This window comes from Neobacillus paridis (assembly GCF_016765675.1).
Lineage (GTDB): Bacteria > Bacillota > Bacilli > Bacillales > Cytobacillaceae > Neobacillus > Neobacillus paridis.
This window is the reverse complement of sequence record NZ_JAESWB010000181.1, coordinates 171,257-196,175: the sequence shown is the minus strand read 5'-3', so window position 1 is coordinate 196,175 and position 24,919 is coordinate 171,257. Positions and strand designations below refer to the sequence as shown.

At 40.8% G+C, this 24,919-nt stretch carries 20 protein-coding genes; 14 read left to right on the top strand and 6 right to left on the bottom strand.

The window, feature by feature from the left end:
• The first annotated feature begins 48 nt into the window (after positions 1–48).
• Complete coding sequence (locus JK635_RS13920; RefSeq protein WP_202654566.1) at positions 49–468, top strand: MarR family winged helix-turn-helix transcriptional regulator; 420 nt, start codon at positions 49–51, stop codon at positions 466–468.
• Positions 469–1,088: 620 nt separating this feature from the next.
• Here JK635_RS13920 and ahpF read toward each other — a convergent pair.
• Positions 1,089–2,618 (bottom strand): alkyl hydroperoxide reductase subunit F, encoded by a 1,530-nt coding sequence (gene ahpF, locus JK635_RS13915; RefSeq protein WP_202654565.1) that lies wholly within the window; start codon positions 2,616–2,618, stop codon positions 1,089–1,091.
• Between the two features lie 12 nt (positions 2,619–2,630).
• Positions 2,631–3,194: an alkyl hydroperoxide reductase subunit C gene (gene ahpC / locus JK635_RS13910; protein WP_202654564.1), complete on the bottom strand. Its 564-nt coding sequence runs from the start codon at positions 3,192–3,194 to the stop codon at positions 2,631–2,633.
• A 441-nt stretch (positions 3,195–3,635) separates the two neighbouring features.
• Between ahpC and JK635_RS13905 the strand changes: the two genes are divergently transcribed.
• The 11 genes from JK635_RS13905 (at position 3,636) to JK635_RS13855 (ending at position 16,924) form a co-directional block, all read left to right on the top strand.
• Positions 3,636–4,349: a DUF2238 domain-containing protein gene (locus tag JK635_RS13905; RefSeq protein ID WP_202654563.1), complete on the top strand. Its 714-nt coding sequence runs from the start codon at positions 3,636–3,638 to the stop codon at positions 4,347–4,349.
• A 217-nt stretch (positions 4,350–4,566) separates the two neighbouring features.
• A complete protein-coding gene (locus JK635_RS13900) occupies positions 4,567–5,403 on the top strand; it encodes a MurR/RpiR family transcriptional regulator (RefSeq protein ID WP_202654562.1) in 837 nt (278 codons plus the stop codon).
• A gap of 392 nt (positions 5,404–5,795) precedes the next feature.
• Positions 5,796–7,199: an APC family permease gene (locus JK635_RS13895; protein ID WP_202654561.1), complete on the top strand. Its 1,404-nt coding sequence runs from the start codon at positions 5,796–5,798 to the stop codon at positions 7,197–7,199.
• Entirely contained in the window at positions 7,183–8,322 is a 1,140-nt protein-coding gene (aguA, locus tag JK635_RS13890) for an agmatine deiminase (RefSeq protein ID WP_202654560.1), read from the top strand. The genes JK635_RS13895 and aguA overlap by 17 nt, the downstream gene beginning before the upstream one ends.
• A gap of 87 nt (positions 8,323–8,409) precedes the next feature.
• Positions 8,410–9,357 carry a carbamate kinase gene (arcC, locus tag JK635_RS13885; protein WP_202654559.1) on the top strand — a complete coding sequence of 316 codons (948 nt, stop codon included), beginning with the start codon at positions 8,410–8,412 and terminating at the stop codon, positions 9,355–9,357.
• 73 nt (positions 9,358–9,430) lie between these two features.
• Positions 9,431–10,468: a putrescine carbamoyltransferase gene (gene ptcA / locus JK635_RS13880; RefSeq protein WP_202654558.1), complete on the top strand. Its 1,038-nt coding sequence runs from the start codon at positions 9,431–9,433 to the stop codon at positions 10,466–10,468.
• 298 nt (positions 10,469–10,766) lie between these two features.
• A complete protein-coding gene (locus JK635_RS13875) occupies positions 10,767–11,513 on the top strand; it encodes a GntR family transcriptional regulator (RefSeq protein WP_202654557.1) in 747 nt (248 codons plus the stop codon).
• 305 nt (positions 11,514–11,818) lie between these two features.
• Positions 11,819–13,117, top strand: coding sequence for an APC family permease (locus JK635_RS13870; RefSeq protein ID WP_202654655.1), 1,299 nt, complete (start codon positions 11,819–11,821; stop codon positions 13,115–13,117).
• Between the two features lie 185 nt (positions 13,118–13,302).
• Positions 13,303–14,553 carry an AAA family ATPase gene (locus tag JK635_RS13865; RefSeq protein WP_202654556.1) on the top strand — a complete coding sequence of 417 codons (1,251 nt, stop codon included), beginning with the start codon at positions 13,303–13,305 and terminating at the stop codon, positions 14,551–14,553.
• Between the two features lie 17 nt (positions 14,554–14,570).
• Positions 14,571–15,941 carry a hypothetical protein gene (locus JK635_RS13860; RefSeq protein ID WP_202654555.1) on the top strand — a complete coding sequence of 457 codons (1,371 nt, stop codon included), beginning with the start codon at positions 14,571–14,573 and terminating at the stop codon, positions 15,939–15,941.
• On the top strand, positions 15,938–16,924 hold the full coding sequence (locus JK635_RS13855) for a hypothetical protein (protein ID WP_202654554.1): 987 nt from the start codon (positions 15,938–15,940) through the stop codon (positions 16,922–16,924). The genes JK635_RS13860 and JK635_RS13855 overlap by 4 nt, the downstream gene beginning before the upstream one ends.
• A 38-nt stretch (positions 16,925–16,962) precedes the next feature.
• Here JK635_RS13855 and JK635_RS13850 read toward each other — a convergent pair whose 3' ends face one another.
• Together JK635_RS13850 and JK635_RS13845 are read right to left on the bottom strand one after the other, a co-directional pair.
• Complete coding sequence (locus tag JK635_RS13850; protein ID WP_202654553.1) at positions 16,963–18,546, bottom strand: DNA adenine methylase; 1,584 nt, start codon at positions 18,544–18,546, stop codon at positions 16,963–16,965.
• 9 nt (positions 18,547–18,555) lie between these two features.
• Positions 18,556–19,881: a DNA adenine methylase gene (locus JK635_RS13845; protein ID WP_202654552.1), complete on the bottom strand. Its 1,326-nt coding sequence runs from the start codon at positions 19,879–19,881 to the stop codon at positions 18,556–18,558.
• A 540-nt stretch (positions 19,882–20,421) separates the two neighbouring features.
• Here JK635_RS13845 and argF point away from each other — a divergent pair.
• Entirely contained in the window at positions 20,422–21,411 is a 990-nt protein-coding gene (gene argF / locus JK635_RS13840) for an ornithine carbamoyltransferase (protein ID WP_202654551.1), read from the top strand.
• 138 nt (positions 21,412–21,549) lie between these two features.
• Positions 21,550–22,500, top strand: a complete 951-nt coding sequence (arcC, locus tag JK635_RS13835) for a carbamate kinase (RefSeq protein WP_202654550.1) — start codon at positions 21,550–21,552, stop codon at positions 22,498–22,500.
• Positions 22,501–22,601: 101 nt separating this feature from the next.
• Here the strand turns inward: arcC (JK635_RS13835) and JK635_RS13830 are convergent, their stop codons facing one another.
• Both JK635_RS13830 and JK635_RS13825 read right to left on the bottom strand, forming a co-directional pair.
• The gene (locus JK635_RS13830) at positions 22,602–23,444 is read right to left on the bottom strand and encodes a DNA-binding domain-containing protein (protein ID WP_202654549.1); all 843 of its coding nucleotides are present in this window, start codon (positions 23,442–23,444) and stop codon (positions 22,602–22,604) included.
• Positions 23,441–24,622, bottom strand: a complete 1,182-nt coding sequence (locus tag JK635_RS13825) for a sensor histidine kinase (RefSeq protein ID WP_202654548.1) — start codon at positions 24,620–24,622, stop codon at positions 23,441–23,443. Before JK635_RS13825 ends, JK635_RS13830 begins: the two co-directional genes overlap by 4 nt.
• Between the last annotated feature and the right edge of the window lie 297 nt (positions 24,623–24,919).

The window sequence follows — 24,919 nt, the reverse complement described above, 5'->3', positions numbered from 1 at the left end:
CTTAACTAGATTAGGGGCCTATATTATAGAAAGTAGGGAAATAGTTAGATGAAGGAACAAACAATTTTTGAGCTTATTCATTTTATGGATAAGGTGACCGATAATCTAATCATTCAATGGAATAAACAGTTCAATGAAGACCTCGGAATCTCCCATATTCTTGTTCTCACCCATCTGCTGGAAAATGGAAAAAGCCGGCCTTCTGATATTGCCAAGTCTTTAGGATTAACCCCACCTACCTTAACCCACCTGTCGGAAAAACTTGTGAAGAGAAATTTAGCCGTACGAGTCCTGGACGAGTCCGATCGGCGCATAATCTATTTGGACATTTCCGATAAAGGCATAGCCATGGTACATAAAGCCAATAAGGAAGGCGTTGCCCTTAGGGAAAATCTTTTTCAAAAGTTGACGAAGCAAGAGCTAGAGCAATTGTTAAAAATTTATGAGAAACTGAACGGGGCATTATGAGTTTCTCGGTTTTGGTTTAAAACATCTGTTAAAATCCTTAACGAAAAAGCTGATCAAATTGATAAGATCAGCTTATTTCCTTTTTGGCTCCTGTTTTTAATAAGAAAACAGTTCTTCTGCAGAAATACTTAATCCGTCAAACAGATTGGACAATATATTGTCTTCTCTCCCATAGGTATTCCAACGCTGATAGATTCCTTCAGGATATAAAATTGCAGTTTTATTTTAAAATCGCAGATAACTTCATATAAATCGCAGATAACTTCGCAAAATCTGCAGATATATTTAAAAAATTGCAGATATACCAAAAAGGAGAGCAGACCGTACCTGCTCTCCAATTACCCCTATTATTTTTCCCCTTTGTTCTAGGATCCAGCTTTAGCGCCTAGCTAGTTTTCATCCCCGATTAGTCTTCCTTGAGTATCTTGCGCAAAGCGATAGCCTTAAGCAGCTCGAGGTCAAATAACCTTTTACCCAAAAAGTCAAAAAGCGAACCTTTAGGGTAAAATAACATTTGTTTGTCGGAGCTGGCCACTAAGGAAAGCTACTGAGAGAATAAGTTTCACAGGAACAAGCTGTGCTTGTTCCGAAGGTGCTTGCGCTTTTCTTAAATTAATAGATTAATTACGAATGAGATAGTCAAAGGCACCTAAAGCGGCCGTTGCGCCTGATCCCATTGAAATAATAATTTGATTATAGGCACTGTCGGTACAATCCCCTGCAGCAAATACGCCAGGGAGGCTTGTAGCACCGCGCTTATCAACAATAATTTCACCAATGCGGTTACGTTCAACCGTTCCTTCGAGCCACTCGGTATTTGGTACGAGGCCGATTTGAACGAATACACCCTGCAATTCAATATGATGTTCTTCGCCAGTAGCTCGGTCAACATAGGTAATCCCGTTCACTTTATCAGTTCCGGTAATTTCCTTAGTTTGTGCGTTCTTGACGACCGTTACGTTTGGCAGGCTGAACAGACGATCCTGCAGGACAGAATCTGCCTTCAGCTCTGGAGCAAATTCAATCACTGTGACGTGCTTGGCGATACCGGCGAGATCAATCGCCGCTTCAATTCCGGAGTTACCGCCGCCAATAACTGCAACATCTTTGCCTTCAAATAACGGACCGTCGCAGTGTGGGCAGTAGGCAACGCCTTTGTTTTTAAACTCGGCTTCGCCGGGCACGTTCACATTACGCCAGCGGGCACCTGTTGATAGGATGACGGTTTTGCTTTTTAAGACAGCACCGCTTTCCAATTCAACTTCAATCAGGTCTTTCTTTTCTATGCGTTTGGCACGCTGCGAATTGATAATATCAACATTGTATTCTTTCACGTGCTCCTCAAGGCTTGCAGCCAGTTTCGGACCCTCTGTATATTTTGTTCCAATAAAATTCTCAATTCCGAGTGTATCCAAAATTTGGCCGCCAAAGCGTTCCGCGACAACACCTGTACGGATGCCTTTACGTGCTGCATAAATCGCGGCACTGGCACCAGCTGGACCACCGCCGACCACCAAGACATCAAAAGGTTCCTTGTTAGAAAGCTCGGAGGCATCAACTGTGCTACCCAACTTAGCGAGAATTTCCTCCAGTGACATCCGGCCGCTGCCAAACTCTTCTCCATTAAGGAAAACAGTTGGTACCGCCATGATGCCTCTCGCTTCTGCCTCTTCTTTAAAGGCTGCACCGTCGATCATTGTGTGCGTTACACCAGGATTGAGGACGCTCATGATGTTGAGCGCCTGAACCACATCAGGACAGTTATGGCAAGTTAGGCTGACGAATGTTTCAAACTGATATTCGCCTTGCAAGCTTTTTACCTGATCGATTAGCTTCTGATCAACCTTTGGAGCTCTGCCGCTTACCTGCAGCAAAGCCAGCACTAAGGAAGTGAACTCATGTCCAAGCGGAATACCGGAAAAAATGACCCCGGTATCCTCGCCAATACGGTTTACGCTAAAACTTGGTGTTCTCTCTAATGTTGCATGCTCTATTTTAATTTTTGGCGACATCGTTGCCAGCTCATCAACAAGAGTTAACATGTCTTTTGATAATTCGTCAGAGCCAGCACTGACCTTCAGCACGATATCGTTTTCCATTAATTGAAGATACTGTTCAAGCTGTGCTTTAATTTCTGCATCTAATATCATGGAATGCACTCCTTAAATTTTACCTACAAGATCAAGGCTTGGCTTAAGGGTTTTCGCTCCTTCTTTCCATTTTGCCGGGCAAACTTCACCTGGGTTGTTGCGTACATATTGTGCTGCTTTAATTTTGTCAATCAATTGGCTGGCATCACGGCCAATACCGTCTGCATTAATTTCAACAGCTTGGATGACACCGTCTGGGTCGATGATAAATGTACCGCGGTCAGCAACGCCTTCCCCGTCTCTTAATACCTCAAAGTGGTTGGAAAGGACATGTGCAGGGTCACCAATCATCGCATAAGTAATTTTGCCGATAGCATCTGATGTATCATGCCATGCTTTATGTGTGAAATGAGTATCTGTTGAAACAGAGAATACTTCCACGCCAAGTTCTTGAAGTTTTGGATATTGCTCTTGAAGGTCTTCCAGTTCAGTTGGGCAAACGAAAGTAAAGTCTGCCGGGTAGAAGCAAACGACACTCCAATGACCTTTGAAATCAGCTTCTGTTACTTCGATGAACTCACCGTTTTTGTAGGCTTGTGCTGTGAATGGTTGTACTTCTTTTCCAATAAGGGACATAATGAAATTCCTCCTAGATTTGATATTTTTAAATCATAGATAGCTTGTCCAATAATGATTGGATTAAGTTATCTATAATTATTTTTAATTTATATTAATTATTATAAACTTACGATTTAATTTGTCAACCGAAAAGTAATAATAATTTTAATTAGATACTAATTGTTACATAGTTTATCCACTTTGTAAAAGAATACACCTTTATGGACAAAGTTTTTCTGTACAAGTGCATAACTGAGAATAGAACAGGTTAAAAGAGATAATCAACCTAATTATGTTAAAAATCACACTAATTTTAATAATCGGCGGACTACACAAATCTTTCCCCGCTTATAGTTGTAATCGATATAATAGGAATGAAGAGCCTGCTACCCTGCTTGAAGTTAAGAAATGAGAATGGTCATAACAGGAAACTGTTTAGGATAAAGAGGAGGAGAAGAATTGATCGAGGAAAGTAAAAAATATCCGAAAAGGAAAACCTGGGTATTTCGTATTGTACTGAGTTTACTGATCATGTCAGTGATTTACGCCATTTTTATGTTTTTCATCACCCCATCAGGCCCTGCCCAACATAAGTTTGAAAGAGTGAAGAGTGATTATGTATTGATGATTTTACAATGTATTTTCGGCTGTATCGTGATCTTTCTTCCTTCAAGGGTGGAGCGGCGGTTTCATATTGATATACCAGACATAATGGAAATTATCTACTTTATTTTTTTATTTTGTGCGATTTATCTTGGGGAAGTCCGTAATTTTTATTTTAGAATTCCCTATTGGGACTTGATTCTCCATTGCTTCAGTGCTGTTATGTTAGGGGCATTGGGATTTGTCCTGGTAAATTTCTTTAATGAAACGGATAAGCTTAACATTGAGTTAAGTCCTTTTTTTGTTGCCTTATTTTCCTTTTGCTTTGCTCTCGCCAGCGGGGCGGTCTGGGAGATTTACGAATTTGTCGCTGACAGCCTGTTAGGGACAAATATGCAAAAATTTATTACCGCCGATGGAACGATTCTTTTTGGTCATGAGGCGCTTGCTGACACAATGGAAGATATTATTGTTGATGCTTTGGGGGCATTGGTGACCACAACAATAGGATATTTTCATTTGCGAAAATTGCAGCGAAACCGGAATCAGCCATATAAATTAGCAAGATAATCCTGGCGGTTGGTGTCGGCACGGTGGTGAAAATGAAACAGGCCGGATTGTGTTTTACTGATAAATTTAGTAAGGGGTTATTGGAATTTGGAATGTTGCTAATTTTGTCATAAAATTTTAATAGAGTAATATGTAATAAGTATTACTAAGTGGTATAATAAAAATACAATCGCTTACATATTTAAACTGTAATCGCAGAATATTGGAGGTCTGCAATATGGATTTTTTTGAAATTACAGCGAAACATATTCATTCATTAAATTTAAGTGAGAAGGATTTGTATAAATATATCATTCGGAATATGGAAGAGGTACGGGGGAGCACCATTCGTGAGTTGGCTGCCAAATGCTATGTATCTCCGGCAACGATCATACGTTTCCTCAGAAAAATCGGCTTTTCCGGATACAGCGAATTTATTGCCATCCTTAAATATACCGATACGGACATGAAGGAAAGTCATAACCCTTTTGTGGTGCCACAGGAAGATTATCGAATAGAATACTTAAAAAATATCTATGAATCTGTCCGTGTACTGGATAATGACAAAGTCGATAAAATTATTCAGCTTTTGAAGGAGAAGCCTAGATTGATCGTGATGGCTCGGGGGTTAAACAAAAGTGTAGCCCATTATTTTGAGTATGTTTTTTCCGGCTTTGGGTTTGAAGTTATTTTCCCTGAGGATCACTACTTCCGGCAAATGCTTCTAAACGGCATCCGTAACACAGACCTCGTGTTTTTCTTGACATACGGCGGAGAAGATAAGGAATTGATCAGGGAAATTGAACTATTAAATATAAAATCAAAAGCCACCGTTGTCTCGATTACATCGGCAAATAATAACCCTGTCCAAAATATGAGCCATATTAATTTATATGTGTTTGCTGATTGTATCCAGGTTGGCGGCATTGACATGACTTCCCGTATTTCAATGATTGCGATTATTGAATTACTTGCCTATAAATATATGGAGGAAATTGCCGAGAATAAGGAAACCAGCAAGCATATCTCCAATATCAGTTTAAATGAGGAATTGGGTGAAGCCCTGTTAATATAGAAAAAAAGTATTTTTAAAAAGGTCTCAAATTATGACTTCATAGTTTGAGGCCTTTTTTTATTGCCTTAAGATTGTCGAGATGACTAGCTGCATCCTGGATCGATGAAACATGTTTCATGGTTTGAAACATGTTTTTGACATGGGGGTAAAACCCGCTGATTTACGGGAATTTGTTTCGTCAATTGAAACTTTTTTAAAGGATTGAGCCCTTGATTCTAAAGCCCCAAAATCTATTTCCAAGTGCTTGATTCCGCACTAAGATAAGGGTGTAAACATTACTGCAGGAATGTTGAAGGAATAAATTTAGCTTGGTTGACGAAAGGAGAAGATTAAATGGAACGGATATTTAATAGCTTGATATTTTGTCAGCCAATGCATAAGGAGTAAAAACGATGGAAAATAAAAAAAAGCTTCGTTTATTTGACTCGGTCCTGATTGCAGTAACAATTGTTCTAGTAGCTGAATCTGTTGCACCGGCCGCATCCATTGGGCCGTCACAATTTTTCTGGTGGGCGTTGCTGTTACTCGGTTTCTTTTTACCATATGGTTTAGTTTCGGCAGAGCTTGGTACGGCCTACAATGACGAAGGCGGTATCTTTGATTGGGTGAAACGAGCATATGGCCCGAGGAATGGCGGCCGGGTTGCCTGGTATTATTGGATCAACTATCCGCTCTGGATGGGATCACTGGCCGTATTATTTCCAACCATCATTACGCAAATTAGCGGTTATGAATTCGGAACAGTCAGTTCCATTATGATTTCATTGGTATTTATTTGGGGTGTAACCGTTATCAGTTTATTCCGCGTCAGTGACAGCAAATGGATCTTGAACTTAGCGGCATTATTCAAAGTATTCATCATGATCAGTCTGGGCGGAATCGGCATTTATTTCGCCGTAACACAAGGTGTAGCTAATACGTTTAACGCAAAAACACTGTTGCCTTCACTTGATATAAACAGCCTTTCATTTATTTCGGTTATTATCTTTAACTTCCTCGGATTTGAAGTAGTCGCAGCAATGTCAAGTGAAATGAATGATCCGCAGAAGGATATACCGAAAGCACTGGTCTTGGGCGGCTTAATGATTGCAGTATTCTATATTTTGGCAGCATTCGGAGTTGGGGTTGCCATTCCATTTGACAAACTGACAACCGATAGCGGCTTAATCGACAGCTTCACGATTTTACTTGGTGCAAAAGGCGGCTGGTTTGTAACAATTGTCGGCTTGATGTTCCTGTTTACCTTAGCGGCGAACTTAATTTCCTGGGCTTACGGGGTCAACTATGTTGCCCTATATGCCAGTGAAAACAACTGTTTTCCGAAGATTTTTAAATGGAAAAACGAAAAGACTGAGATGCCTATTGGCGCTCCGATTGTCAATGGTATCGTGGCATCGGTGCTGGTCTTAATTGCACCTCTGATGACCCAGTTAGGACTGGAGGATATTTTCTGGAGCTTCTTTGCCCTTAACCTGGTTACACTGCTGGCATCTTATATTTTGATGTTCCCTTCATTCTTAAAACTGCGGAAAATCGATCCTGATCGGGAACGTCCTTTCAAAGTCAAAGCAAATGGCCCGATGTTAAAGATCATTACTTATGTACCGCTTGTATTATTGATAGTTTCGGTTGTTTTCACCGTCGTACCATTGAATGCAAGTAAAGACGAGATTATGTTCAAACTTCCTCTGATGATTGGCACCATCATTTCCATCATTGTCGGGGAATTAATTGTAAATCACAGTATAAAACAAAAAAATAAACAAGGAGTTGGACACGATGAGAACATTGCTTAGCACACCAAAAAAAGATGGATATCGCATGCCTGGTGAATTTGAGCATCATGACGGCTGTTGGATGATTTGGCCGGAGAGACCTGATAACTGGCGCTATGGCGCAAAACCGGCACAACATGCTTTCGTTGAAGTGGCGAAGGCGATTGCCCAATTTGAGCCAGTAACCATGTGCGTCAGCAAGGAACAATATGTCAATGCCCGCCATATGCTTCCTGAAAATATCCGGGTTGTCGAAATGGCATCCAACGACTCTTGGATGCGTGATGTAGGACCAACCTTTGTCGTCAATGATGAAACCGGCGATGTCCGCGGTGTTGACTGGGCCTTTAACTCTTGGGGCGGATTTGTTGATGGACTTTACTTTCCTTGGGACGAGGATGACCGCATAGCCGAAAAGGTTTGTGATATTGAAGGGATAGACCGTTATCGCTTAAATAACTTTGTCCTTGAGGGTGGCTCGATCCATGTTGACGGCGAAGGCACATTAATTACCACGGAAGAATGCCTGCTTAGCCCGGGACGTAACCCTCATTTAACGAAGCAAGAAATCGAAGATACGTTAAAAGAGTATTTAAATCTGGAAAAAGTAATTTGGCTGAAACGTGGGATTTATCTCGATGAGACCAATGGCCATGTTGATAATATCTGTAATTTTGTGCGCCCTGGAGAAGTCGTATTAGCGTGGACCGATGATAAAGACGACCCGCAATATGAAATTTCTAAAGAATGTTATGACATTTTAACCAATACAACGGACGCCAAAGGCCGCAAGTTAATCGTTCATAAATTGTATGTTCCATCTCCTGTGTTAATTACTAAGGAAGAAAGCGAAGGGGTAGACAGTGTAGACGGGACCCTGCCGCGTGTTGAAGGCGACCGCTTAGCAGCCTCTTATGCTAACTATTACACGGCCAACGGCGGCGTTATCGTTCCATTATTCGGCGATCCAAATGATGAGAAAGCCTTGGAATTGTTTCGAGAAATCTATCCTGAACATAAAGTAGTAGGTGTTTATGCGCGTGAAATCCTGCTTGGCGGCGGCAACATCCACTGCATTACCCAGCAGCAGCCTTCAGGAATCCCAGCAGGAGTGAAGAAAGAGAAAGAATTGGTTTTGGCATAATAAATGATGTCTCACGTCCCATTTCGAAAATGAAATGGGATGTGAACTCCCAAAAGCTATATTGAAGTAGAGAGAGGTAAAAACTGAATGTCAAGAATTGTTATTGCACTCGGTGGAAATGCACTAGGAAATTCACCTTCGGAGCAAAAACGGGCCATCGATGATGCTGCCCATGCACTGGTCAATCTGATAAAAGATGGGCATGAAATCATTGTGAGCCATGGCAACGGCCCGCAGGTGGGCATGATCCAACTAGCTTTTGAGAAATCTTCACAGCTGGACGGCAAAGTGGCTCCAATGGATCTTCCAGAATGTACGGCCATGAGTCAAGGATATATCGGCTTCCATTTGCAAAATGGGATTAAGAAAGAACTGAGAAAACAAGGGATGCCATGGCATGTTGAAACGATTGTGACACAGGTAGTCGTTGATCAAGACGACCCGGCTTTTGCCAATCCAACCAAGCCAATCGGCAGTTATTATGATGAGGAGACTGCCAAGGCTTTAATGGAAAGCCATCCTGGCGAGGTATATGCCGAAGATGCCGGCAGAGGCTGGCGCAAGATGGTACCATCGCCAAAACCAATTGATATTGTCGAACGTGATTCGATTGTCAACCTGCTTGACCAGGAATTTATCGTCATTGCCTGTGGAGGAGGTGGTATACCGGTCATTAAGGACGAAAACGGCGATTACCAAGGAGTATCAGCTGTTATTGATAAAGATTTTGCTTCGGCAAAATTAGCTGAGCTTGTCGACGCTGATTATCTCTTTATCTTAACGGCGGTTGACAGAGTGGCGATCAACTGGGGCAAACCAGATCAAACAGAGCTGGCACAGCTTACAATTGAAGAAGCAATCAAATATTGTGAAGAAGGACAATTTGCTCCGGGAAGTATGTTGCCAAAAGTGCAGGCAGCGATCCAATTTGCCCAAAGCGGCAAAAATAAAAAAGCCGTGATTGCTTCTTTGGAAAAAGCCTCGCTGGCAATGAAAGGCTCCACCGGAACATTAATCACAGCTAATGTAGGCTGATTTTGTAATCATAAATCCTTATAAATACGTTACTAATAGAAAAATAGTTTTTGAAACTTAGGAGGAATAAACCATGACAGCAAAAGACTTTATCGATACGAACGATTTTACCAAGGAAGAATTAATGAACATTGCTAATCTATCACTTGCACTTAAAAAATGTATTAAAGCCGGCTATTATCCACAGCTTCTGAAAAATAAAACATTAGGGATGATTTTCCAACAATCATCAACTAGAACACGTGTATCGTTTGAAACAGCAATGGAACAGCTTGGCGGCCATGCTCAATATTTAGCACCAGGTCAAATCCAACTTGGCGGCCATGAAACGATTGAAGATACAAGCCGAGTGCTTTCCAGATTAGTAGATATCCTAATGGCCCGTGTTGAAAGACATAAATCTGTCGTCGATTTAGCAACACATGCTACGATTCCGGTCATCAACGGGATGTCCGACTATAACCACCCAACCCAAGAAATGGGCGACATTATCACCATGATTGAGCATCTTCCGGAAGGCAAAAAGTTAGAAGACTGCAAGGTTGTCTTTGTTGGCGATGCTACACAAGTTTGTGCTTCCCTTGGCTTTATTACAACGAAAATGGGAATGCGTTTTGCCCAATTTGGACCAAAAGGTTTCCAATTAAGAGAAAACCATATTAAGATTATGGAAGAAAACTGCAAAGTATCAGGCGGCAGCTTCTTAATCACTGAAGATGCCGATGAAGCACTGAAAGATGCCGACTTTGTTTATACAGATGTATGGTATGGCCTATATGAAGCGGAATTATCAGAAGAAGAAAGAATGTCAATCTTCTATCCAAAATATCAAGTAACCATGGATCTAATGAAAAAAGCAAACCCAGGTGCTAAATTCATGCACTGCCTGCCTGCTACTCGCAATGAGGAAGTAACCGATGAAGTTATCGATTCTGATTTTTCAATAGTATTTGACGAAGCTGAAAACAGACTGACAGCTATGCGAGGATTACTTGTTTACTTCTTAGGTTTGAGCAAACAAGATGTTGAAAAAGAAACAGAAGCAAAATTTGAATTGGAACAAGCATTACAGGCAGCCTTTAAAACAGATAAGGAATTAGTTCTTTCCTAAGTCTTAGGTGGATAGGTTCGAGGCTGCTATAAATGGTGTCAGGCACCGCACCATAGTGCCTGACACCGACAGCTTCCAGCTTTAAAAAATCCGGATCAACTGACGGCGTATCGGGGTTTTTTAAAGCTGTTTGTTTATTCATTGGGAAGAATATTTCTTGTTATGACGCTTGAAACAGAAAATAAATTTTAATATGATGAATTGGTAAGTTTACTTTGATTTTGACCTGTGGCAGATAATATCTGCGCTTGATTTAAAAGCAACCGGGGACACCTCTATCATAAAAGGGTTGATGAAATTGGAAAAAGAAATATTCTTCAAGGTTGACAATGAACAGCTATTTCAAAAGGTAAAGCGGGCTATCATGCAGCTCATCAAACATTCCGCTTCGCAGAATCTAAACCGGCTTCCCCCTGAAGCAGAACTGGCTGTAATCTTGGGGGTAAGCAGAACCGTCATTAGAGATGTTCTGGCCGACTTGGAATCAAAGGGCTTTATCAGCCGCCGCCGAGGAATCGGTACGATTATTAATACCCATGTGCTGGAGGCAGGAGCCCGCCTTGATATCGATCAGGAGATACTCGAGGTTTTGGCTCAAAAAGGATACAAGCCTTCGGTTGGAAATATTCATTTTGAAAAAATATCCGCCGATGAAAATATTGCTGCCCGGCTAAAGGTGGACCCCGGTGAAGAAATTCTTCAGGTCGAAAGTGTCATCAATGCTGACGGCTTGCCTGCGGTTCACATTACGGATATGCTGCCGCTTCGAATTATCCAGGTATCATATGAGGTTCAAGATTTTGAGAGATCGATTTTTGATTTTATGAAGGAGAAGTGTTCGGAACAAATTGAATCGGATCTGTCCCACGTCAAACCAGTAAATGCTAATGCCAAACTGGCTGAAATTTTTCAGGTGGAGATCGGCCGTGCCCTTCTCTTTTTGGACGAAGTGGGCTATACAGCCAGCAATGTGCCCGTCCTTTTGTCGCAGGAATACTTTCATCCGGCTATATTTGATTTTTCGGTATTCAGAAGGAAATTATAAGGTGAGAAAGCGGCTTCAAAATCCGTATTTCTGCTTTAGAGGACAGAAAGCGGCCTTCTATATGCCCACAAAATTCATTTTTCTGCTATACCCGTTCTTTTTGCTAAAACCAGACTTTGGAAATTACCTCCATAGTATGGTTTTTTTATTGGGGATTTTTACAAAATAAAGACACAATTAATACAAATATTTTATAAGAAAAATATTCTACAATGAAGTTAAATAGGAAATATTCATTTTTCCATGTTGAGTAAGGAGGAATTAGCTTGAATTCTTCACAGGGAACATTGAAACGGTCATTGGGGATGATGGCGATTGTATTTCTGGGCCTTGCCTATATGTCACCCTTTGCCGTTTTCGATACTTTTGGAGTAGTATCAGCTGAGACACATGGACATGTTCCTGCCTCGTATGTCTTAATAACTATTGCAATATTATTCACGGCACTAAGCTACGGGAAAATGGCGCAGCTATTTCCTGAAGCAGGTTCTGCCTATACGTATGCAAAAAAAACGATCAGTTCGGAGCTGGGATTTCTCGTTGGCTGGTCGGCCTTGTTAGATTATTTATTTTTACCGATGATTAATGCCCTGTTATCCGGGATTTATTTATCCGCAAGTTTTCCCCATATTCCCGTCTGGGTTTGGATTGTCAGTTTTGTGTTCATCATTACCGTTATGAATATTGCCGGGATTAAAGTAGCCGTTTCGGCCAATACCTTATTTGTTATTTTTCAATTTTTGGTCGCTGTTCTTTTTATCATTTTAACCGCCCGGGCCATTATAAGCGGTGAAGGTAGCGGCAGCTTTACCGTAAATCCTTTCTATTCCCAGGATATCAGCTTGCGCCTGTTATTCTCCGGTGCTTCCATTCTGGCGTTATCGTTTCTTGGTTTTGATGCCGTTACCACGTTAGCTGAAGAAGCGATTAACCCGACGAAAACGATTCCGCGGGCGATCTTTCTGATTGCCTTAATCGGCGGCATCTTTTTTATAACGGTCACCTTTTTTATGCAAAATCTATACCCGGATGTTTCGCTATTGAGCAATATTAACGGAGCCTCCCCGGAAATTGCCAAGCATATCGGTGGCATCATGTTTCAATCTATTTTTACCAGCGGCGCCCTTACGTCGGTAATTGCATCCGGTTTAGCAGCGCAGACAAGTGCCTCACGCTTGATGTATGCCATGGGCCGGGATGGCGTTCTGCCAAATAAATGGTTTGGCTATATTCATAAAGAAAGGCAGACACCTGTATATAATATTATCTTTATCGGCATTTTGGCGCTGAGTGCCTTATTTTTAAACCTTGTTACGGCTACGTCGCTGATTAATTTCGGCGCCTTTACCGCATTTACGTTCGTGAATCTGTCCGTTATTGTTTATTATTTAAAAAATAAATCGACGTTAGGTTGGAAACGCTTTATTGGGTATGGGCTGTTCCCGTTGATTGGCCTGGCCTTCACGATTTATTTATGGTTCAGCCTTGATCGGCTGGCGATTATTTTTGGATTTTCCTGGCTGGTCATCGGGTTTGTAGTTCTACTGTGGATCACCAAAGGATTTAGGGTGAAACCGCCGGAATATGAATTTGTCGACAATTAAGGGAATGGCGGCATACGGCAGGTATATTGATTGTGGGCGCAAGTAAAGTTGTCGCATCCATAAGATAAATGGCGCTATGCGCAAGTAAACGAGGGTTATCCGCAAGTAAATTTTGCCAGTGACTGGATTTGACGTATAATCAATTATTGAGTAAGCAGTTTTCCGTTTTTTGAGGAGGTTTTACAATGATCGATGCGATCAATGAGATCACGAAAGAGGAATTAAACGCACTGGCGGAAAATAAATTATTGGTCAATAAATGGTTGTATGACAATCCGGCAGATTTATTTAAGAAAATACAGGACTACATCGAAATCGATCACTTTAGTTTACTTAGTTTCATATCAGCGTTAAATGCCGGGTTTCATATCATTCTTTATGGCCCACCGGGGACAGGAAAGACAACGCTCTCAGAGATCATTCCGAAATTGCTGTATCGAGCCTACCCTGATATGAACACGGCAAGCAGTGACTGGAATGTTGGAAAAGTAATCGGCGGGCGGAACATCCAATATGCAAAGAAGCCTGATGGAGGATATCAGGAACTGATTGTGCCCACGAATGGTGTCATTACCGATGGGATTATCGATTGTTATCAGAAAATGTTGCTGACGGAGGATTATATCACCACCTTTACCGTCATTGATGAGTTTAACCGCACGGATATGGATGCCTGCTTGGGACCGTTATTTACGGCATTGGGTTCGGAAAATAAAGTGTTAAAACTAGCCTACCAAAAAGGGTTCAATCAATATCTTCATGAAATCATCATCCCGAATCGCTTTCGAATGATTTGCAGCATGAATAAGTATGACCGCACCTTCACATCCGAGCTTTCCGAAGCCTTAACGAGGAGATTTAAATGGATTTTTATCGGTCCGCCGGAAGATCGGCAGAAGGAAAATGCCTTAATCATTAATTTGCTTACCAGCAAGAAAGGTCCGTTACAGGATGTCGAGCTGCCGGAGGAATTGATTGAAGTCCCGGACTACGAATCGATCCAGTACTTTGAGGAAGAAGTACTGGCAAAACTAAATCAAATCATTAATGATATTAGAGTGTACCTTCCGCTCGGAACATCATTCCTGATTGATGCCTATAAAATTGCCTTTCATTATTTTAAAATACGACGGGGCTTAATGAGCAGTGAAATTTCCTTATTGGGGATCGATCCCGATGAGTCGGAAAAGCTGCTGAAAAACGATACTACCTATCGCCAATTATTGGACAATATAACCGATCAAGATAAAAAGCAGCAGTTTGCCAATCTGCTGGCCGCCATTTTCACTGAGGTTATCGATGCGGCCCTCTGCATGACGGTGATTCCCGCCTGTGAAGCGTTAGTGGAAGAACCGGATAAGCTGGACGAAGTGAAAATGATCGTAAATAGGTACCCGCACAGTTTCATCGAACTACAGAGAATTGAAAGTATATAATTTTGGGGTTAAGCAAAATGTTAGATAAGCTGAACTATTTCCCGAGACGAAATATCTTTGAAGAAACCCAACATCTTGTCGCCTCGTTTTTCTCTGCGGGTGATTATCAAACGGACTATGACGATATCACCAAAAGTCTACTAACGGATGAAGCGGACGACGAGAATAAGGCGTTTTACTATTCCTTATTTTTATTATGCCTGGTGGCAAACTTGGAAAAGACGAACAAGCTGATCCACAAAATCATCAAGAGTCTGAGGCAGCATCGCCGGGAAGTGCATTTTTTTGCAGAAGATTTATCGAGCGGCGAGCTGGATATCGACAGGTATATCCAGCTGAACAAATTGGTGAAGAACCCCGAGAAACAATACCCTTTGAAAAAAATGCAGACCACCTTTCAGGTGCCGGAATACCAAATAACTGCCAAGATTATCGCCAATTTACTTCACTTAATCGAATTCAGCTTAAAACAAATCGATGTTCATCAGGAAACGGCTGTCATTAAAGAGACGATCAGCTTAGGAAAGACGCTGCGCCAGTTTCAGCTCGTCCTAAAACAACGGTATAAGGTCAGTTTTTCTCATAAAGATACCTATATCAGGTTGAAGCATAAAGTGAGGAAGCGCTACAGAAACAGGAAAATCATCAATCCGATTTACAATGAACTGATCCAATTATATGAAAGTTTGCTGTCATTAAAAGGGCTGGCGAAGCTTCCGATCAATAAAATTGACTTTCGGATGTTTAATGAGAAATTTGATGATCGATTATTTGAAATTTGGCTGTTTTACAAGGTCGCCTTGTTTTTGGGCGATAGGGTGAAAAAGGCCTCTGGGCTGAAATTTTACCCGTTATTTAAGGCGAGAAAGGAAAACCTGCCGGCCGTCGAAATCTATACTGATCATGAAACGTATCAGGTGTGGTTCCAGAATCGCAAACGGTTTATCCAACATGCCGATATCAAATGGGCCTATGTCGATCAGGCTGGGAGAGAAAGGTCACTCGATGCCATACCGGATATCGTCGTCATCAGAATCGATCCGGCTGATCAGCAAAATCCGCCGGCGATCTTGGGCACGCCCATCCTGATTGACGCGAAAAATCGCAGCTGGGATATCGAAGCAGATTTTGTCTCAATCAAGCCGGAAATTACGCATTTAGTCTATGTTTGGGATAATTTTAAAAATTTATTCCACGACGAGTTCAAAGCGATTTTAGTGGCCCATAATCCTGACCAATATGGCGAACGGGATTTTTATCATAAGGATTACAAGGATGATGTTCGCATCAAGGTGATGTCCCTGCAATTAACCGAGGGCAATTTAACGAATATTGATAGCGGCTATCTAAATGGTTTCAGTATGTATCTGGATGGTGATCAAGAATGACTAGTTTTGTGTTTGCCGAATACAATCGACTGAAGGCCGATGCCGAGCGGATCAAACGATTTAAGTCGGCATCCGTGGAGGAAGGCCAGCGGACATTTATTTTTACAACCAATATCAAAACGCTTTCCACCTACTTAAACTACATTGAGGATGTCTATGCTAAAACAGCAGCGGTGGAGGCCGATAAACAGAAAAATAAGCATTTAGATAAAGTGAAATTTAAAAATCCCTACCACCAGACTGAACAGGAATATGTGACGAGAAGTGATATTGTCAAAAAGGCGATTGATTATTTTCATAACAAAAAATGCCCGAATGTTTATATTCTTACCTGGCTTTTGTTATTGAAAGTGCGGGAAAGTGATTTGAAGTCAGCGGGCAGTCAGCAGCCCTATATTATGGCTAGATTCCATGATATCTTTAGCAAATTGCCCTACTCCCATAAATTTCGGCTAACCAAGTATGTTAAAAATATTGAACATCGGACGGGGTTTGATGCCAAGGAAGTTTTTTCAACCAATCCCCTGCTGACTTCGATTATTCTATATGGGGACAGGGAATTGTATGAGGCCTATTTTACATCATTAACCAAAAAAGAGGATATTACCGATTTTATTAATGATGTTTTGAGTGACGGAACTTCTTCACCCATCGCCCAAAGAATCAGCAACTTCCAATATAGTGCCTTAAAGGAAGAGGCCCGTTACTTTTATTTAAGCTTTTTATTAAGAGAAACCGTTAAATCATTTCAATTAAAACTGCTGCAGCAGCAAGAAACGGATATTAATCATTTGCTGAAGGAATTTGTCGATCATATTCCCGTTGATAAGGATCTATACCCGGATTGGCTAATGGAAAAGCCCGCCGCAGGAGCTGCCACCATCCATGATTTAACTGAATTTCTCTACCACGAACTCAGCGAACCGGAATTTAATGAAATTCTGCATAGCATTTCCATCGGGACGGGGATTCCTTTTGTATAAAAATGTCAGGCGCCGTAACGAGGTGCCTGACCATTTTTTTAGTTGTTTTTCTTGGCAAGGAAAAGCAATTCAGTGATCGGTGTCTTTTTCTGGTTTTTCCGGCTTTCAAAGTTGTAAATTTGGTTGAGATTGACGACCTTGAACTCGCTGAAATGGGCTGGATTTTGAAAAAAGTCACTGATGACTTGAATGCTGTCTTCAATCGCCTCGCGATTATGATTGCTTTCACTATTGGAATAGCTGATGGCAATATAGTCTGAGTTTGATTTCATCACCAATTGGAATAACAGCTCCTCGAACGTACTCCGGCGATTATAATTGGTATAATCATACTCTTTCCCAAGGCGGTACTCCCCCGACGCCCCAATAATTCCTTTTTCGTATTCGGTTAAATCAGGAATCGTATGATACTTAGCAATCAGATTTAATAGATGATAGTTTGAATCATACAGCCGCCAATTGTATGGCGGGTCAAGATACAGGACGCTGGAAGCAGCATCGATCTCTCCAATCAAATTGAAGGTATCCTGCTGATAGACAAGATGCTCTCTGTCACTTGTAATCACCTCCGGAATCACCAAGCGAAATTCCTGCAGCGTATTTGGCCGATAAGTCTTGTAAAAGGCCTGGTAGGTGGCACTCGTATTTGAAAACAAGGCAACCGACTCCAGCAGAGAACAAAGCAAATAATAGTATTCCTGTTCGGAAATAATCCGATTCCGGAACCAATACAGAATGATATTTAAAATCAGGTCGATCCGTTCACCATGTTCCTTTGTGAAAAACATCCTTCGGCCAATATGGTTATTGCGGTTTTTCAACTTCAATAATTTTTCATAGATCCCGACAAGCTTGGCATGCACATAGGCGTCTTGCTGCACGATTTCACTTTCGCATAAGCTGCCGATTAATGATAATCCATTGGTAAACTTAGCCATCGCAAACGGCTTTTCCCCGAACGATTCAAAATAGGCGGTGACTTCATCAACGGTTTTTTCGATTTTTGCCTTTTCTTCCGGTCCCGCGGCCTCAAGCTTTGCAATTAGCTTTTTTAGTGCAGTTGCCTGTGCCTTAAGGCTTTTCCAGGTGACAAGATTGACATACTCAGAATTGGCGCCCTCTTCACAGTAATTGCGAAAAATAAAATTCTCTTCGGTTATCGTGAAGTCCGCCCCATCATCAGAGGAATAGTCGCGTCGATCGGCAAGAAACGATAAATAGGTTAACACCATCACAATCCGATCATAGTCTTCGGTTAAATGTTCCGGGTGAAAAACTTGGCTGTTTAAGGCCACAAGCTTATTCATCAAACTGGTGAAATCAGCGGAATCCACGGCTTGCTTCAACCGCCGGCAGCTGTAAAAATCATCGTTCACATCACTGAACAATCCTTTAAACGCCGGGTACTGATTATTTTCGATATAGGCTTTTCCCAATACAAAGGAAACATCATTAATATCATTAGCGATAATCCGATAACCCTTTTGTTTGAAAAATTTTCCGACGTTATTGGTACCGGCAAAGGCATCGAAAAGGGTCTGAAAATCGCCGCCGGTAAATTCAACTATTTCCTTATAAATAGAATCAAGGACCCGATCCTTGTTTCCCATATATTTGTTCATGAAAACCACCTATATTTGACAGGATATAATAAATTCCTTCGCCGTAACCCTATTTGGTTTTTGGCCAAAGTTGCGGTACATATGATCCACTTGGTTGATGTTGACGTGTTGATAATGCTTTTGACAAATTCCGATGATATCGTCAATTTCCAGGATACACTGGGACGTATTGGAGTAACTGATCACACAATTTAACCGATAAAAGCTGCATTTTTGCAGCATCTGGTCGAATTCTTCATACGCCTTCGTTTTAATGCAAAAATTGGATTGATAGCGGTCCGTGCGATAACGTCCGTTAAATTGGATATCAGGATAGTCATATTTTACCAGTGTTTCGGGAATGTGATAAAACCGCGAATAATGCGCGTTCGTATAAGGTGGATCGATATAGACGGTGCCGATCTCGGCCAAAATTTGCGCGTTTTTATCCGAGAGAAGCTCTGCATAGTCTTCGTTGAACGCTTTATTTTCAATCCGGCCATTTGTTAAAAACATTTTGATTTCGGTAATTTTCTCATTAAATAATGTTTGCACGAGCAAACGTTTTTTACCGATAATTTTTTTCCTTTCCCGCAGGTTAATCTTCAACCGCGAGCGGTCTGTGGCTTCCTGAATGATTTGCGGCTGGGCGAAATGGTCACCGACGCTGCAAACAATATTGTGGAGTACATACAGTAATGCCGAAAGATAAATATCTTTTTGCTTTGCGGTAATTTTTCCCGTTTCATAAAGCCGGTCAATCGCATAGCGAATACTGTCGATTTCGATACACTGCTCCAAACTGAAATACGGATTGCCGTAATAGGTACTAAATAGAATATAAGGAAAAACAACTGCCTTTGTTTGATATTTTTCAATATGCGCTTCGGTAAAATAGCTTAAACAATCAGCAAATGAAGCATGCTTGTTTTGGTAATCGGTGTAAAACGGAGAATGGTTATACAGCTCAATAAAATCATTGAAATCCGCATCATTGTATTGATGCAGCCTTCCTAGTAATTCCCGTTCATACTGAATCGGAGTTTGAAAGATTTCTAGAAGCGTCTGTTTATTATCGTGATAGAATTCGCTGGTAAAAATGATGTCGTCATTGAGACTGTTCAGGTCGTTCATACTCGTATATTCAATTAGCGCTTTGGCGGTTATATAGCTGTATTCCTGGATATCATTCGTGTAAACAATGAATTTTTCCTTTAAGGCCTGTCCAACGACATTCGAACCGGCGAATAAATCAAGAACCGCCTTGTCCGGCGGGGTGAGTTCTTCAATCACGTTGACGATCTCATGTAGCAGCTTCGTTTTAATTCCCAAGTACCTGATAAGTATATGAATCATCTTATTGTCCTCCAAAAAATTGCAGATATCTGGTGAAAAAATGCAGATAACCAGTGAAAACCAGCAGATATATTTTAAAAAGAATCGTGTTTAGTTACGTTTTGAAACGCTCTAAACTTTAATTATAGGGGAAATTTGTGCAAAAAAAAACCGTTTGAAACGGAAAACAGTTTTATCCAATTGTCCATATATTTTCCTGAATATGTGTGTTTTAAAAATGTGGCAAAACTTTGAATTTATCAATTCTGGATGATGATATTTGATGATTTGTGATTGTTTTTGAAACGGCCATTTATTATAAAGTCAGGAAATGAGATTTGGTTCCATATTTTCTCTGTGCCTTGTATTCTGTAAAAATTAGCCGTTACGAAGGAAACATACGCTAACGCGCAAAAGAAAGCTATGACGAGAGATTTGCTGGTTTCTAACTCTCATTATGATACTGACGGAGCATATGGGACGTTTCTAAATTGTGTAATACCCATGTAAATCTGCATGGTTAAAATATATATCTATGGATCTAGAGGAGGAATTTTTACAATGCCAGTAAATTTAAAAGGAAAAAGTTTCTTAACCTTAATGGATTTCACACCGGAGGAAATCAGATATCTGCTTGATTTGTCACATGATTTAAAAGCAAAGAAACGTGCCGGAATTTACAATGATGTCCTCAGAGGGAAAAATATTGTGCTGTTATTTGAAAAGACATCAACCAGAACAAGATGTGCCTTCGAAGTGGCCGCATTGGATGAAGGCGCACGTGTTACATTCCTTGATTCCAACAGCTCCCAAATGGGGAAAAAGGAATCGCTTGAAGATACAGCAAAGGTTCTTGGCCGTTTCTATGATGGCATTGAATACCGCGGCTATGACCAAAAGGTAGTCGAGGATTTAGCCAAACACTCAGGAGTTCCGGTATGGAATGGTTTAACCGATGTGGATCACCCAACACAAATCCTAGCAGACATGCTGACCATCGAAGAACATGTGGCAAAACCATTAAACAAGACAAAAGTAGTCTTTGTGGGGGATACCCGAAACAATATGGCCTATGCCTGGATGTATGGCTGTGCCAAAATGGGCATGCACTTTGTGGCCTACGGACCAAAGGAATTGCACCCATCACCAGAAATCATCGAAAAGGCTCAGATCGTTGCCAAAGAAACTGGCGCCATCATTGAAGTATCTGACAACATTGAAGCGATTAAAGGCGCAGACGTTCTCTACACTGATATTTGGGCATCAATGGGCGAAGAAGACCAGCTCGCTCAGCGTGTAGAGCTTCTTACTCCATTCAGAGTGAACGAGGATATGATCGAGGCAACTGAAAACCCAGATGTGATCTTCATGCACTGCTTACCATCCTTCCATGACTTCGAAACGAAGGTAGCCAAGAATGGAAAAGACACAATGGGTCTTGATATCAGAGAAGTAACCGATGAAGTATTCAGAGGCAAACACTCCGTTGTCTTCGATGAAGCAGAAAACAGAATGCACACCATTAAAGCAGTTATGGTGGCAACTCTATAATTTAAGATTATGCACAATGAAGACTGCCAGAGCAGTAACTGTATAATTTTAGAATTTTAATATAAAGGTTGGGGTTTATCCGCCAGCCTTTATATTATGCCCAATTTGCAGAAGATTGATAGAAAGAGGAGTCGAAATATGTCAAGAATTGTAATAGCGCTTGGAGGAAATGCGCTTCAGGCCAATCCAAAAGATACATCAGCGGAAGCACAGCTTTTCACTTGTAAAGAAACAGCAAAACCAATTGTTGATTTAATCGAGGAAGGACATGAAGTCATTGTTGCCCATGGAAACGGCCCGCAAGTAGGTCAGATCGTGGCAACGTACGAAGCGGCCAACACAATCGATGACGGCAAACCGGTGATGCCATTTCCAGAGTGCGGTGCCATGAGTGAAGGCTATATTGGCTATCACCTGCAACAGGCAATCAGGGAAGAAATGAGGGCAAGAGGCATCCAACGCGACGTGGCCTCGATCATCACTCAAGTGGTTGTAGATCCTAACGACCCTGGGTTTAAAAATCCTACCAAACCTGTTGGTTCCTTCTTTTCACAAGAACAAGCTATGAAGCTTCAAGAAGAAAAAGGCTATGTGATGAAGGAAGATGCCGGTCGCGGCTATCGAAGAGTAGTGGCCTCCCCAGCCCCAATTGCGGTGGTAGAAGAAAAGATTATTAAAACAATGGTAGATGCCGGCCATGTGGTCATCACCGTTGGCGGCGGCGGTGTGCCTGTCATTGAAAAAGAAGATGGCACCCTCGAAGGCGTAGCTGCGGTTATCGATAAAGACTTAGCATCTGAAAAACTTGCCGAACTGCTTGATGCCGACGAACTGGTCATCTTAACAGCGGTAGAACAAATTGCCATTAACTTTAACAAACCGAACCAAAAGAACCTTGCTAGCATCACATTAGAAGAAGCACACAAGTATATTGAAGAAGGACATTTTGCCCCTGGCTCGATGTTACCAAAAGTAAAAGCAGCGATGCAATTTGCAAAATCCAAAATGGGCAGAAAGTCAATTGTCACTTCACTTAACAAAGCAAAAGACGCACTCCAAGGAAAAACCGGAACCGTCATTATACAATAATGAAGGAAGGGCACCCGCTGTTGTGGGTGCCCTTTTCGGGGTATCTACACTCATTATGGCAATATCTACACTTTTTCTCAAAATATCTCCATTAACTATAATTAATTATTGGCTTGCATGACTAAGCCATCAAAAAATTGCTTGAGAGACACTTTGCCTCCGGTTGATGATTTTCCTTGCAAGAAGAGAATCTCTTTGTGGATATCCTTATACCCATAGAGCGTGTTAGCATACTCCATCGTTAATTCATTTTCAAAATCATCCTGGCACAGATTAGCAAGATTTACCATACCCTTTTTTATCGCTCGTCTAACCCGCTGAAAAATAATTTTCTTTTCATGAGGGTCTAGAGCAAAATGTTGATCGAAATTGATCGAGTTAAAAGAGATATTTTGTTCGATCATCACTTGGCAAATATTTAAGATATCAGCCGAACCCGCTTCCGAAGTTATTCCTAAAAACCCCAGAATAGATCGTACCTTCTTTTTTGTTTCATTAAAATGATTTGAATGTAAATCTGTAAAGCTTTCTGAAGAGGATCCTAATAAGTTTTGAATTTTTTTCAGTTTTTGTTCCATCAATATACTTTGTTTTACGCGATCAACGATGGTCCGAACTTCAATAATATTGATGGGTTTATCGATAAAAAATTCGATTCCAGCTTTATAAGCATCTTCTCGCAATTCACTATCTCGTACTTGTGAAATCATAATAAATTTCAACTCAGGTTTGGTCTTGCCAAGTGCCTCCACTAAGGCAATCCCGTTTAGTTCGGGCATCAACAAATCGACTAATACAATATCAACATCGAGTAACATCAGTTCATTTAAGGCGTCTTTAGGCGATACCGATGTTCCAACTACCCGATTGCTCATGTCTTCTTCCACGATTCTTCGCAAGATCATCGTGACTGAAAGATCATCGTCAATAATATAAAAATTCATGACTGTTCCTCCATCGTTAGTTTTTCCTTGCTCAACGTTAAAAAGAAAATCGTTCCTTTTCCTTCTTCAGACACAACTTCTATATTCCCGCCGAATTGTTCGGTCACAATAATTTTAACGTGTGACAAGCCAATCCCCCGATAAACATCTCCCGTACGTTGATTAAATTTAGTAGAAAAACCCGGTTGAAAGATCATATCTTTAATCTCTGAAGGAATACCAGGACCGTTGTCAGCAATACTTATCAGCAACTGCTCTCCCTGATCCTTGACAATCACGGTGATAGAGCCTCCATGTTGATTTCCGATTGCATCAATGCTATTGGCAATAATATTCGACAAGATCGAAACCAAGTAGTAATGATTATTTATTTGCAGGTCAATTTGGTTCTTGACCGTAATCAAAATATCCAGTTCTCTTTCTCTAATAAGACTGCGTGAATGCATTAGGACGATTTTTAGGATGTCGCTTAAACGCATAAATGAGTCATTTTCTACTTCAAAATAACTCCCCAGCCCTTTGATCACGTTTTGATAATCTTTCTTTACTTCATGTACATCTCTGGCAATATCTAACGCAATACTTCCATTTTTGCTGGAAGGGTTTTCAATACAAAGCTCTTTATTGAGTAAATAAGCATTTTTCATGATTCTTTCAATTTCGTTAATATTCTTATTCATAAAATATACTTCACTTTTAACGGCCGAAACTGACCATAAAAAGTTATAATACCGCTGCTCATGACTCTTTTTTCGAATCATAAGCGTAAAGTAATGATACAAAAAGGCAATAAAGCAGCTAATAAGACTGCGTAGCAACGCTACTAAAAACAAGATTTTAAATAAATGGAGACTGTAATTTGAAAAATTCAACAGCAGACTAACTTCCAAAATATTAGAAACATAATCACAGAGCACAATAGTAAAAAAGAAAGAACTATCATTGCGATAGGCACGATGCCAGTATAAAAAATAGTACATACATCCGTAACAAATATAAAAAGCAATATCGGTAAATATATACTGTGCAATTGTTTCGATGGCATAATTATTGGTTATAAAAAGCAGAAGTCCTCGGAAAAAAGGTGAAGCAAATGCAATTCCAAGTGTTAATGGGATCGGATTGAGATCATCATTAAAATATAAAAAAACGGGTAATAAGATGACGGCCAGGGTCAAAATGAAGCCATCCACAAAAAACGGTATATTAATTTGTGCCGCTAACGCAATACAAGTGGCAGCAACGCTTATTCTCTTGATTTTATCTTGATTAATGTTGCGAGAAAAAAACGGAATAAAAAATCCCTCCTCATAAAAACTTGTCGAATCTTTTTGAGGTTTTTTGAAGCCTCCAAATACACTTTGATTATAGAAGTGAAAGGAGGAACAAGCAATGAACAATTTGCGAAACCTTTTAGACGATACTGCAGAGGAGATGAGCTTATGAATAATGTAAGCGTTGCAAAAAACACAGAT